This window comes from Frondihabitans sp. VKM Ac-2883 (assembly GCF_015350875.1).
In the GTDB taxonomy this organism is placed as follows: Bacteria; Actinomycetota; Actinomycetes; order Actinomycetales; family Microbacteriaceae; genus Frondihabitans.
The window spans coordinates 372812-384603 of the sequence record NZ_JADKSF010000003.1; the positions used below are offsets into that span (position 1 = coordinate 372812).

At 68.1% G+C, this 11792-nt stretch carries 15 protein-coding genes; 8 read left to right on the top strand and 7 right to left on the bottom strand.

Annotation, left to right across the window (positions count from 1 at the left end; all coding sequences use genetic code 11):
- Nucleotides 1-43 precede the first annotated feature (43 nt).
- The 4 genes from ITJ49_RS07930 to ITJ49_RS07945 are packed head-to-tail and all read right to left on the bottom strand — an operon-like array spanning nucleotide 44 to nucleotide 4363.
- Complete coding sequence (locus ITJ49_RS07930; RefSeq protein WP_194603673.1) at nucleotides 44-1033, bottom strand: GDP-mannose 4,6-dehydratase; 990 nt, start codon at nucleotides 1031-1033, stop codon at nucleotides 44-46.
- Nucleotides 1030-2244, bottom strand: a complete 1215-nt coding sequence (locus tag ITJ49_RS07935; RefSeq protein WP_370544418.1) for a glycosyltransferase — start codon at nucleotides 2242-2244, stop codon at nucleotides 1030-1032. Before ITJ49_RS07935 ends, ITJ49_RS07930 begins: the two co-directional genes overlap by 4 nt.
- Before the next feature lie 35 nt (nucleotides 2245-2279).
- The gene (locus ITJ49_RS07940; protein ID WP_194603677.1) at nucleotides 2280-3695 is read right to left on the bottom strand and encodes a HAMP domain-containing sensor histidine kinase; all 1416 of its coding nucleotides are present in this window, start codon (nucleotides 3693-3695) and stop codon (nucleotides 2280-2282) included.
- Nucleotides 3692-4363: a response regulator transcription factor gene (locus ITJ49_RS07945; RefSeq protein ID WP_194603680.1), complete on the bottom strand. Its 672-nt coding sequence runs from the start codon at nucleotides 4361-4363 to the stop codon at nucleotides 3692-3694. Before ITJ49_RS07945 ends, ITJ49_RS07940 begins: the two co-directional genes overlap by 4 nt.
- A gap of 126 nt (nucleotides 4364-4489) precedes the next feature.
- Between ITJ49_RS07945 and ITJ49_RS07950 the strand changes: the two genes are divergently transcribed.
- Nucleotides 4490-4912 carry an organic hydroperoxide resistance protein gene (locus tag ITJ49_RS07950; RefSeq protein ID WP_055959764.1) on the top strand — a complete coding sequence of 141 codons (423 nt, stop codon included), beginning with the start codon at nucleotides 4490-4492 and terminating at the stop codon, nucleotides 4910-4912.
- 84 nt (nucleotides 4913-4996) lie between these two features.
- On the opposite strand, the gene ITJ49_RS07955 is transcribed toward ITJ49_RS07950, so the two are convergent.
- Nucleotides 4997-5974 (bottom strand): zinc-binding dehydrogenase, encoded by a 978-nt coding sequence (locus tag ITJ49_RS07955; protein ID WP_194603683.1) that lies wholly within the window; start codon nucleotides 5972-5974, stop codon nucleotides 4997-4999.
- Nucleotides 5975-6023: 49 nt separating this feature from the next.
- The gene (locus ITJ49_RS07960) at nucleotides 6024-6413 is read right to left on the bottom strand and encodes a DUF1304 domain-containing protein (RefSeq protein WP_194603686.1); all 390 of its coding nucleotides are present in this window, start codon (nucleotides 6411-6413) and stop codon (nucleotides 6024-6026) included.
- A 77-nt stretch (nucleotides 6414-6490) separates the two neighbouring features.
- On the opposite strand from ITJ49_RS07960, the gene ITJ49_RS07965 reads away from it, so the two are divergent.
- A complete protein-coding gene (locus tag ITJ49_RS07965) occupies nucleotides 6491-7093 on the top strand; it encodes a TetR/AcrR family transcriptional regulator (RefSeq protein ID WP_194603689.1) in 603 nt (200 codons plus the stop codon).
- Between the two features lie 62 nt (nucleotides 7094-7155).
- Nucleotides 7156-7425: a hypothetical protein gene (locus ITJ49_RS07970; RefSeq protein WP_194603692.1), complete on the top strand. Its 270-nt coding sequence runs from the start codon at nucleotides 7156-7158 to the stop codon at nucleotides 7423-7425.
- A gap of 177 nt (nucleotides 7426-7602) precedes the next feature.
- Here the strand turns inward: ITJ49_RS07970 and ITJ49_RS07975 are convergent, their stop codons facing one another.
- Nucleotides 7603-7773 carry a hypothetical protein gene (locus ITJ49_RS07975; protein WP_194603695.1) on the bottom strand — a complete coding sequence of 57 codons (171 nt, stop codon included), beginning with the start codon at nucleotides 7771-7773 and terminating at the stop codon, nucleotides 7603-7605.
- 795 nt (nucleotides 7774-8568) lie between these two features.
- Here ITJ49_RS07975 and ITJ49_RS07980 point away from each other — a divergent pair.
- The 5 genes from ITJ49_RS07980 to ITJ49_RS08000 all read left to right on the top strand — a co-directional run bounded on the left by ITJ49_RS07980 (nucleotide 8569) and on the right by ITJ49_RS08000 (nucleotide 11787).
- Nucleotides 8569-8784 (top strand): hypothetical protein, encoded by a 216-nt coding sequence (locus ITJ49_RS07980; RefSeq protein ID WP_194603698.1) that lies wholly within the window; start codon nucleotides 8569-8571, stop codon nucleotides 8782-8784.
- A 113-nt stretch (nucleotides 8785-8897) separates the two neighbouring features.
- Complete coding sequence (locus ITJ49_RS07985; protein WP_194603702.1) at nucleotides 8898-9701, top strand: alpha/beta hydrolase; 804 nt, start codon at nucleotides 8898-8900, stop codon at nucleotides 9699-9701.
- A gap of 143 nt (nucleotides 9702-9844) precedes the next feature.
- Nucleotides 9845-10723: an SseB family protein gene (locus ITJ49_RS07990; RefSeq protein ID WP_228514194.1), complete on the top strand. Its 879-nt coding sequence runs from the start codon at nucleotides 9845-9847 to the stop codon at nucleotides 10721-10723.
- 63 nt (nucleotides 10724-10786) lie between these two features.
- Nucleotides 10787-11185 carry a DUF2809 domain-containing protein gene (locus ITJ49_RS07995; protein WP_194603707.1) on the top strand — a complete coding sequence of 133 codons (399 nt, stop codon included), beginning with the start codon at nucleotides 10787-10789 and terminating at the stop codon, nucleotides 11183-11185.
- A 398-nt stretch (nucleotides 11186-11583) separates the two neighbouring features.
- Nucleotides 11584-11787: a hypothetical protein gene (locus tag ITJ49_RS08000; RefSeq protein ID WP_123941754.1), complete on the top strand. Its 204-nt coding sequence runs from the start codon at nucleotides 11584-11586 to the stop codon at nucleotides 11785-11787.
- Nucleotides 11788-11792: the final 5 nt, after the last annotated feature.

The following is an 11792-nucleotide window of genomic DNA, read 5'->3' on the forward strand; positions in this document are numbered from 1 at the left end:
GCCGCCCCGAGACCAGCGCCGGCCTCGCAGGCCACCCCGACCATCACACCGCGTACGCCCCGGACACCGGCGGCCGACCCGTCGTCCACTCCCACGTGCGTTCGAGGCCTTCGTCCAGCCCCACGAGCGGTTCCCAGCCGCAAAGCTCGCGGGCGAGGGCGTTGTCGGACAGCAGCCGATCGACCTCGCTTCCTTTCGGGCGGACGCGGGTGTCGTCTGCGACGATCCGTGCGTCGGATCCTGAAGCCGTGATCAGCCGGGCCGCGAGGTCGCCGATGCTCACCTCGGTGCCGGTGCCGAGGTTGATGGCGCGGCCGAGAGCCGCGTCGGAGGCGCCGACGGCGAGGAACCCTCGAGCGGTATCGGTCGAGAAGGTGAAATCGCGGGTCGGAGACAAGGATCCGAGACGGATCTCTTCGGCACCAGCTCGAAGCTGCGAGAGGATCGCCGGGATGACAGCCCGCGTCGACTGGCGCGGCCCGTACGTGTTGAAGGGGCGGCAGATCGCTACCGGCGTCTCGAAGCTGTGCCAGTACGACAGCACCAGCGCGTCGGCCGCGATCTTCGACGCCGAGTACGGCGACTGCGGTTGGAGCACGTGCTCCTCCGAGATCGGCGCGACGCGGGCGCTGCCGTAGACCTCCGAGGTCGACGTGTGCACGAGGCGCGCACCGTGGCGACGGCAGGCCGTGAGCACGTTGTGAGTGCCGACGACGTTGGTCTGCACGTACGAGTCGGGCGCCACGTAGCTGTACGGGATGCCGATCAGCGCCGCGAGGTGGAACACGATCGAGCTGCCGGCGACGACCGAGTCGACGAGCCCGGGATCGCGCACGTCACCCGCGACGATCTCGACGCGGTCGTCGTCGGCGTACGGCGCCAGAAACCCCCGTTCGGCATAGGGCTTGTAGTGCACGAGAGCGCGAACCCGAGCGCCGGCCGAGAGGAGCTCGTCGACGAGCGTGGATCCGATGAAGCCTTCGGCTCCGGTGACTACGACGGTCATGCCGGCGTAGTGGTCGAGGTAGTTCATCGTGCGACTGCTTTCTGGAGGGCGTGGAAGGGGGCTGTCTCGGCGGGGCGTCCGGCGAGGTCGAGGGCCCACCGCGCGAGTGACTCGGCGGCGGTGGCGTGGAGGGGGCGTGCGCCCGAAACGGAACCCGCACCCGAAACGGAGCCGGCGCCAGGGGCGGAACCGGCACCTCGAGCGGACGACGCCGCGGGCAGGGCGTCGAGACTCGCGGCGAGGGCCGGCGCGTCGAGGTCCCGGTCGGCGACGACGACGGCCCGACCGGTCTCGGCGAGAGCCCGGGCGTTGTGGGTCTGATGATCACCGGGAGCGTGCGGGTAGGGCACGAGCACGGCGGGTGTGCCGAGCAGTTCGAGTTCGGCAATCGTGGCCGAGCCGGCGCGCAGCACCATCGCGTCGGCGGCGGCGTAGGCGAGGTCCATGTCGTCGATATGGGCGACGATGCTCGCGATACGGGAACCACCCGAGCGGGCGAGAGTCGCCTCGAGTTCGGCGCGGTCGTCGGGGCGCGCCTTGATCACGAAGCGGACGTCGTCGCGCGCCGCCCACCGCCCGGCCAGTTCAACCGCGGCCCGGTTGAGCCGGCTTGCTCCGAGGCTGCCTCCGCTCACGATGAAGAGATTTTGATCGGCGCTCACGTCGAACGCGCGGCGCGCCCGAGGTCGAAGAGACGTCGCATCGACGGATTCGAGCGCGTGAGCGACCGGGATGCCGATGTGCCGCACGTCGCGACCTCGGCACCAGCGGGCGTCGCGCGGGTCGAAGCCGGTCGCGATGGACCGCACGAACCGCGCCGCGAGCACGTTGGCCCGCCCAGGCACGGCGTTCGACTCGTGCACGATCGCAGGAATCCCGAGGATCCGGGCGGCCAGCACCACCGGGACGCTCGCATACCCGCCCATGCCGACCACCACGTCTACCCGCTCGCGCCGAAGATGAGCGGCCGCTCGGGCGACGCTGCGCCCGAGGTGGAGCGGGAACGCGGCGAGGTGGGCGTCGGAGCATCGCGCGAACGGCTTCATCGGCACGAGGTCGAGGTCGTAGCCCGCCGCCGGCACGAGTGTCGTCTCGAGACCGCGGGCGGTTCCTGAAAACGAGACGCGTGCGCCGGGCGACAGGCGACAGAGGGCGTCGGCCGTGGCGAGGCCGGGGTAGATGTGACCGCCGGTGCCGCCGGCGCCGATCACGACGCGGAGAAGGGTGGAGTGGCTCACGCCCCCAAGGGTGAAGGCCCCGCATGAGGCCAGAATTAAGTGGCCGGGCCCCGGCGCGAAGCCGGTGTCCCCGGCAGCGACACCACGATCCGCGTGCCCGCGCCCCGCCGGGGCTCGGCCACGATCGCTCCCCCGTGCGCGACGACGATCTGGTGCGCAATCGCGAGCCCGAGCCCCGACCCGGGGTGGGAGCGTGCGGCGCCCGACCGGAAGAAGCGGTCGAAGACCCGGCGGCGGTCGGCCTCGGCGATTCCCGGGCCTCGATCGGACACCAGGATCCTGGCCCCGCCGCTCTGCTCGGCGCGAACCTCCACTTCGACGTCGCCCGCCCCGCCGTATTTGCCCGCGTTGTCAAGCAGCACGCTCGCCAGCCGGCCGAGTCGCTCCTCCGCCCCCTCGACGACGACGGGTACAGGCGCGTCGAGCTCGAAGCGGGCGCTGGGCCAGTGCCGCCCGGCCGTCACGGCAGCCGTGCGGAACACCTCGGCGACGTCGACGTCGTGCACGTCCGTCTCGCGCTCGACTCCCCGGGCGAGATCGACGAGGTCGTCGACGAGCAGCTGCAGCGACAGCAGCTCGTCGCGCACCGACCGGCGGAGCAGCTCACGGCGCTCAGGGGCGATCGCGTCGCCGCGGTTGAGCAGAGCGAGGTTCGTGCGCAGCGACGTAAGCGGAGACCGGAGCTCGTGCGACGCGTCGGCGATGAGCTGCGTCTGAGCGGTCTGTGCGTCGGCGAGCTGGTCGAGCATCGAGTCGAACGAGCGCGACAGCCGACCGAGCTCGTCGTCGCGGTCGCTGTGGAGAGTGCCGTCACGCGGGTTGCGGCTTTTTGTCACCCGGTCGACTGAGGCGGCGAGCGCCCGGACAGGCCGGAGCCCGACAGTCGCGACCGCGAAGCCGATGCCGCCCGAGAGCACGACGCCGACGAGGCCGAGCACGAGCAGCGCTGTTCCGACGCGGGCCGCCGTCCGGTCGACCATGCTCGTCGGCACCCCGACCAGAACGGCCCCGCCACCGGGCGCCGCAACGCTCTCGCGGATTGGCAGGGCGACGACTCGCACACCCCCGGTCGGCGCCGCCACGGTGTAGTACTCCGCCCCGCTCTGGCCGGAGGCGACGGCACGAGCCTCGTCGGTGACGCGCATGGGCGACGTGCCGCTCTCGACGGGCGCACCCGGGTCGACCACTCGCGAACAGGCCGGCTCGCTCGCGAATTGGCAGGTCGCCGAGCCGGATGCCAGGTCGGAGGCATTGCTGTCGACGAGCCGTTGAATCCTCGTCGCCTCACGTAGCAGCGCGACGTCTTGGCCGCGCTCCAGCTGGTGCACCACGAGCAGGTAGGTGACGCCGGCGACCACGAGCACGAAGAGCGCGACGGTGACGGCGAGCACACCGGCTAGACGGGCACGGAGTGTTCCGGGGCGACGCAGCCGCCGCGCGACGCCGCTCACGGCAGCAGCCGGTAGCCGATGCCCCGGACCGTGTGCACCAGCCTCGGCATACCAAGGGCCTCGAGCTTTCGCCGCAGGCCGCTGATGTAGACGTCGAGGGCGTTCGATCGGGGTCTCTCTCCGGGCTCCCACACCCGGTCGAGGATCTGCTCGCGTTCGAAGGTGCGGTGCGGATCGTCGAAGAGCAGCGCCAGCAGCGCCGTCTCGATGCGGGTCAGCGGCAGGCGTGAGTCGCCGTCGACGAGCACCCGGTCGAGCTCGTCGAGACGCAGGGTTCCGACGACGAGGGCGGTTCGCGGTTCCGGCGTCACGCGGCGCACGAGAGCCCGCACCCGTGCCAGCAGCTCGTCGAGGTCGAACGGCTTGCCGAGGTAGTCGTCGGCCCCGGCATCGAGCCCCGCGACCCGGTCGTGCGGATCGTCGCGGGCGGTCAGCACGAGAATCGGCAGACGGTCGCCGGCTGCTCGCAGGGTACGGCAGACGGCGAGACCGTCGAGGCCGGGCAGGCCCAGGTCGAGAATCAGCGCATCGGGATCGGCCGAGGCCGTCATCGACAAAGCCTCCGGGCCGGTCACAGCGACCGCGACCTCGTACCCTTCCGCCTCCAGCGCCGTCTCGAGGCCCAGAGCGATGTGCGGATCGTCGTCGACCACCAGGATTCGAGTCACGTCGTCTCGCCTTTCCTTCGAACTACCCGTCTATTGTGACGTGGTGCACGTGGCACTCTGGTGGGTGGAGGACAACGGAGTTCGGCCAACCCGAGCAACACGACCACCCACAGAAAGGCTCTCCTGATGGACAGCATCTACACCGCCGAAGCACTCTCGACCGGCGCCGGCCGCAACGGCCACGTCGCCACGGTCAGCGGCACCGTCGACCTCGATCTCGCGATCCCCAAAGAGATGGGCGGCGCCGGTGGTGCTGCCAACCCCGAAGAGCTCTTCGCCGCCGGCTACGCCGCCTGCTTCCACTCTGCTCTGCAGAGCGTCGCCCGCATGCGCAAGGTCGCGATCTCCGACACCTCCGTCGGCAGCCAGGTCAGCGTGCACCCGAACGGCGAGGGCGGCTTCGTCCTCTCCGTCACCCTCGAGGTCGTCATTCCCGAGCTCCCGCACGACGAGGCACAGGCTCTCGCCGACGCAGCCCACCAGGTGTGCCCGTACTCGAACGCCACCCGCGGCAACATCGACGTGACGATCACCGTCTCCGACGACTGACACCACACAAAAGCGAAACGGCCCGGGTCTCATCGACCCGGGCCGTTCGGCTTTCGCGGCGCCCATACTCAATGGCGCAGCAGACTACGGACGCAGCAGGATCTTGCCGGCGCGACCGGGAGTGAAGTTCGCGGCGGCGGCCTGGCGGGCCTCCTCGAACGAGTAGGTGGCCTCGACGGGGAGGGTGATCGTGGAGTCCTGGATCCTGCGCACCAGCTCTGCGAGGAGCGCACCGCGCTGGGCGGCGGGCATGCTCGTGCTGACCGTGCTGCCCCAGAAGCCCTTGACCGTCGCCTGCTTGAAGATCACGTCGCCCGACGAAATCTGCATGACGGGCGACTGCATCGCGCCGAACACGACGAGGGTGCCGTTCTCGCTGAGCAGCGACAGCACCTCGCCACTCGCGGGGCCACCGACTGAGTCGACACCGGCAAGGATCCGGGCGTCGCCGACGATCGCCTTCACGCGGTCGCGCCAGTCGGCCGAATCCGTTGCCACGACATTGCCGATGCCCTGGGCCTTCAGCTCGTCGACGCCCTCGGCACGGCGGACAAGGCCGATCACGTTGATGCCGCGGGCCGCTCCGAGCTGGGCGACGAGGCGGCCGACTGCGCCATTGGCGGCGTTCTGCACGAGCCAGTCACCCTCGGCGAGGTCGAGCGACTCGAGCAGGCTGATCGCACTGAAGGGCATGGAGACGAGCTGTGCCGCGACCTCGTCGGACATGTCGTCCGAGACGGGCAGAAGCGCTGCCGCCTTGGCGACGAAGTACTCGGCCCACACGCCGAAGGTGCCGCCGGTCGCGACTCGCTGGCCGACCTCGACGCCGGTGACGCCCTCGCCGAGCGCGTCGATCACGCCGACGGCCTCGGTGCCGGTGCGGGCCGGGAGCTCGGGCTTGAAGCCGTAGGTACCGCGGATCGTCCAGAGGTCGTGGTTGTGGATGGGCGACAGGAGGGTGCGGACGCGCACCTCGCCGGGGCCGGGCTGAGGCGTCGGGACCTCTTCGACCGTGAGGATCTCGGAGGGCTCTCCAAATGTGGGGTGTATGACTGCGCGCATGGCGTTCTCGACTTTCTGTGGGGTGTTCGTGGGACGGTGGGTCGGGCTTTTAGCCGTTCAGGGCGATCACGGTTGTGACGACGGCGATTAGCGGGAAGGCGCCCTGGGTGACGGCCGCCCGGCGCTTGCCGGGTGTCGAGACGAACAGGACGAGCGCTGCCGCGAGCATCGAGCCGGTGCCGACCAGGATCAGCGCCTCGCCGATCGCCGACGACGACGCGAGAGCGAACACGATGCCGATCACGGTGGTCGCGGCGAGGAACAGGTTGTAGAAGCCCTGGTGGAAGGCGAGCGGTGCCGTCGTTTCGACCTCGGCCTCTGTGGCCGGGCCGAAGGTCGCGCGAGCTCGGGGACCACGCCACGCGAGCGACTCCATCCAGAAGATGTAGACGTGCAGGGCAGCGGCCAGGGCCGCGAACACGATGGATACGACGAGCACGAGAGCCTCCTGAATTGAACTGACCGTTTCACTATATACTGAAACGGTCAGTCCAGATCAACCCCGAGGAGCAGAGCATGGGTCGCACTCGAACCTTCACCGAAGCCGAGGTCGCTCGTTCAGCACGCCAGGTCTTCTGGGATCACGGTTATGAAGACACCGCCCTGCCCGACCTCGAGCGCGCCACCGGCCTCAACCGGTCGAGCATCTACCACTCGTTCGGCAGCAAGCGCGGCCTGTTCGACGCGGCAGTCGAGAGCTATCTCGACGAGGTCATTCGGCCTCGCCTTGTTCCATTGCGTGCGGACGTCGTCGAGGTTGGAGCTCTTGAGACCTACCTCCTCGGCCTCCGCGCCGCGATGACGGAGGGGCACACAGCCCTCGCTGCCAACGGCTGCCTGCTGCTCAATGCGACCGGCTCTCCCCTCGGCCGCGAGGAGGCCCTGCAGACCGTCGTGGCTGCCTACTGCGACAGCCTCCGCTCGGCGATCACGACCGGGGTCGCCGCCCGTCGCACCGATCTCGACGCCGCCGAGCAGAAGACTCTTGCCACCACCTGCACCGGCCTCGTCTTCGCCGCGATGGCTATCGTCCGGGTCGACGCCACAGCTGCCGGCGAACTCATCGATGCGGCGCTCGGCCACGTTCGTCGCGCTTCACAGGAACGAATCAGCAACTAACCCAGGATCCGGGGCACCGCACTCCCCCTCCCGTTCGTTGCCCTCCAGAGCTACGATCGGGCATGAACACTTCCGGGGGAATGTCTAGGGTCGTCGGTTGGATCAGCGTGGCAGTCCTCGTGGCTCTCGTCACGGTCTTCTTCGCTTTTGTCTTACAGGGAGGCTCGTGCCTCGACGCCGCCCCGGGTCAGGGCGAGAGCTCGTGCACGACCGGCCCGGCGATCGGAGCGACGGCCGCCCTCGTCGTGGGAATCGTCGGATCCGTCGTCGTCATCCTCGCGACAGCTCGGGCTGTCGTGCTGGGTCGGCGTCTTCGCCAGGCCGCGGCCTGACGGGTTGCACCCGCCAACCGTGGAGACTCCGCCTCAGCCCTGGATAAGTGCCAGCGACGCTAATGTCGATCCATGGTGAGCCACGTCATTCTCGTAATGGCGGAGTACTAGGTCGAAGACTCGCCCCTGTGGTTTCGCCTCTCAAACGACAAAATCGGGCTAGCCGACGCAGGGGAGCTAGGGCTCAGCGCGGGCCTTCGCCGTGACCTCGAAGTCTGGAACGACGTCTTCGACGCCATCGCCGGATCGGGATTCCGCTTTCCCTCCGCCGAGATACACGACCACCATCGCGCCGAGGCTTTCGACCTCGCGGCTCGAGTCCAGGACGAACTCGGAGACGAGACCCACGTCTGGTGCGGTGCCGGAGAAGGCGTCGACCTGTTCCCCAACCTGAGCGACGCGCTCGTGGTGGCCTCTGGTTCTCCCGGAACATCGCTGGAGCAGTACACCGGTGGCCGCGCACGGAGCATCACAACAGCGTCAGCCGGCGGTCGGGAGAGAACAGCCAGGGCCATCATCAGATGGCGCAATTTGACGGAGCGCGTTGGCTCGCCGTTCGGCGATGCCGAAACGAGGTCTGACGGGCTCAGGGCGGCCGGGGCCCTTCAGAGAGACATCGGCGCCCTCAGCCAGGTCATTTTTTTCGGTGGGGCTGGCAGCCCAAGTGACTACTTACACCACTTCGGCCTCGAGTAGACGAAACCGAAGCCTTCTGGTCCATTCGCTCCCTTACTGCTCAGCCGTATCAACAAGAGAGGCGATTGCCCTGGCCCCGAGGGTGACGGCGTCACGGGCCGCCTGGTCGTCGCGATCGGCGAGCCATGACGTGCTGATGCCGTCAGCCACGGCGATCAGCAACGATGCGACCTGAACGGTCGGAGCCGACCACCGTATGTTCGCCGCGGCGGTCCATTCGGCGCGTACCTCGAGTCATCGACGGAGAGGAACCGTGCTCTCTACCGCCGGTTCGGCTTTGTCGAGTTCGGCACCATTCGAGGGCTCCCCTCGGGTCAACCGATGGCTATGTGGCGACCGGCCGTCGCCCACGCTCTCTGAGCTAGTTGGTGGCGACGTGGGTGAATTTCTGACAAACCGGACACTCGCTATCTTTCGCAACTACCGGGTCGGTTCTACTGTCACAGAATGCTCTCTGCACTCATCGTTCTGGCTGTCCTGGTGATCCTCGCGGCAGCCATCGTCGTGGTTCTTTTCCTCGGCATGCGCCGACGCCGGCAGGCGCAAGTCGACCTCGCAGCCGAACCCGGGCGTGGGCGCCGCGCCGGGGATGAATCGCCCGATGCGGACGAGTCCGCTGACGTCGCGCGCGGTCGCGGAGCGAACACGGGTCTGAACTTTTAGGCGGAGTCGGCGCGAGCGAGAGCCCTGCCCGGATGCCCACGTGAACCGCCTTACGGTTCACTCTCTAGATGGACGCGCGGCGCTGCCCCCATGCATCACGGTCAAGTGTGACCATGCGACCTGACGCCACCTCGCTCCGCTGGTACACGCCGTCGGACGGCGACGCTTCAGCTGGACCCAGCTTGCTCTGGCTGCACGGCGGCGGATTCTTTCGAGGAAGCCCCGCGCAACCGGAGGCCCACGATGTCGCGGACTCGCTCGCGAGACACGGGCTGACTGTCGCTACCACGGGGTACCGCCTCTCGCCGCCTCCCGGGATGACTTGGGCGAAATCGGGCGCTGGGCGGGCACGCGGCCGATTCCCCGACGCTCTCAACGATGTCGTCACCGCCTACCGCGCAGTGGCTTGTGCGTCGCCGTCGGGGGTGATCCTCGGTGGAGCCAGCGCGGGTGCCTGCCTCGCGGCGGCTGCAACCCTCCAGACCCTCGATGAGGGGTTTCGTCCGGCAGGCGCCGTCTTCGCCTACGGCTTCTTCCACGCCACCCATGAGCGCCCACAAGATGACCGGGCGCGATCTCAGGGGCACCGCCGGATCACGCACGCACCGTGGGCGTTGGACCTCATGAATCGCAACTACGCCGGCTCGAGGGATGCGCTGGCGAACCGACTGGCTTTCGCGGGTGGCCATGACCTGACCGGCTTTCCGCCGACCCTCGTGATCAACGCGGAACACGACAACATGCGCGCATCAGGCGACCTCTTTGCTCGCGAGCTCCGCAGCACCGGAGTCGACGTCGAGCACCACGTACTTCCGGGCACGCACCACGCGTTTCTCAATCGACCGCACCTCGACGCCTTCGCGTCCGCGATCGCTCTGATCGCCACGTGGAGCCTGTCTATGCATCAACGTCAGTGATCGGCGTTTCGGCACGGACGACCGGCCGTGGAACGAGCATTCAGCCACGCCGCTGCGTTCGCCCGGTCTTGGGCCACATGTCAGGCACACGAAACAGACGCACGTCGAGCGTCAGAGTGAACACCCGCTGGTAGCGTCGAAATATGGGGATCTTTTCGAGGAAAAGCAAGAAGGACGACGTAACAACGAACGACGCGGGGGCGGCGGACAGCACGCAGCCGAGCGTGACTTCCGGGGGAAGCAGCTTGGTCGTCAACCGCTTGGTGCAAGACGCGCTCCGGCCGTGGAGTACCAGCCAAAATGCGCAGACGATGTACGCCGTATTGCGTCAGTGCGCCACCGGCGATCTACTCCTCGACGCCTCGGGGTCGGAGATCGCCGATAAAGCAGCCCCGTTCGCGAAAGGCGACACCCTCGCCATCGGAACGCAAGTCGACAACGCGGGCAAGCGGCTTCTTGTGGCGTTCACGGACAACGACCGCTTGGCGGTGTACCGGCAGAACGGAGGAGCGACCACCCCTCCGCTTTCGCTCGGTCAGCCCGCATCGGCCACACTCCAGATGGCTGCGACCACGTACGACGGGATCGCGATCGACCCAGGTTCGCCCGAGACGGTCTTCATCGCGTATGCCGACGAGATCCGCCGCGGACTCACCGATGAAGCCGGCGTCAACGAGATCTTGAAGACCGCCATTGTGGCGGGCAGCCCGGTCGAGGAGATTATCGACCGTGCTGAAGCCGCTCCGGTGGTCTTCGTCGGTCTCTCCGCACGGAGAGACGACAAGGGCGAGGTCGAGACCATCACGGTCCCGGCCCTCAAGGGCCCTGACGGCAGCATCTACCACCCGGCGTTCACGTCTCCCGCGGAAGTCTGGGCCTGGGCGCCCGACCTCGACGCTCAACCGACCGGTTTTGCAAACATCGCCCGGTCTGCGCGGGAGGACGGTCAAGCCGGTGTCGTCTTCAACCCCGCGGGCAAACCGGCTGTAGTGCCGATCGCAACGATCGCAGATCGATACTGACGTCGGTCATCTATCAACCCGGCGCACGACGCGAACCGTGCGGCGGGACGGGACGATCGGGGTATGACATCTCGATCGCGGCTGGGGATGGTGACGGCAGGGATCCTCGTCGTGATTGTCGGGGTTTTCGCGAAGCTGATCGTGCCGGGGCTGCCCGGGGATCTGCTCGGGTCGGCCTGTTACACCGCCCTCCTCTTCGTGTTGGCGGCGCTCGTGCTGCCGCGGTCGCCCGGCGTCGGCCTCGCAGTTGTCGCGTTCGTCGTATCGTCGATCGTCGAGGTGTTGCAGCTCTCCGGCCTGCCCGACGCCGTAGCGCGGGTGGCGCCCCTGTCTCGATGGGTGCTCGGCAGCACGTTCGTCGCGACCGACCTGCTGGGCTACGCGGCGGGTGCCCTCGTGGCAGTAACAATCGACACCGCCTGGCAGCGATCACGGCGACCCGGCACGAGGAGGCCGGCATGACAAAGCGGCTCACCCCCGGCGAGGGACCCGCTCGTCTGGCTCGCATACCTGATCCGACTACGCGAGACACTCTCACGTTAGCAGTATCCGTGTTAGCAGGACGATCATCCTGCCGAAATTGCACACAGGGCAAGCAGGCCGACACGCGACATGCCCCCGGCCGAAGCCGAGGGCATGCGGGTGTCGAGAGGAACGCAAGCCACCCGCAACTCGGATCAGGAGAAGAACGGGAACTTGTCGTCATCGACACGGGCGACCGGTAACCAGCCGGCTCGCTCGTACACAGTAGCGAATCCCTCCGGTAAGAGGGAGCCCGTTGCGCAACACGTATAGCCAGACCGGCGAACTCGCTCGACGTCGAAAGCGACCACCCGGTCTCACCTGCGATAGTGGAGAGCGTGACCATCCTGATCGTGTCCGTGCTCGGGGCAGCCCTCGTACTGCTGCTCGTCGTGCAGGGCGTCTCCCGCCACCGCCGCCTCGTTCGGCGCGAAGAGGCGGGCCAGACCACCTTGCCGCGCAGCACCTGGATCGTCTTCGGCCTCGCTGCCGCCTTCTTCCTGTTCGCCGTGTTCGTGTTGCCCCTCGTGCTCAAGAAGTGAGCGTG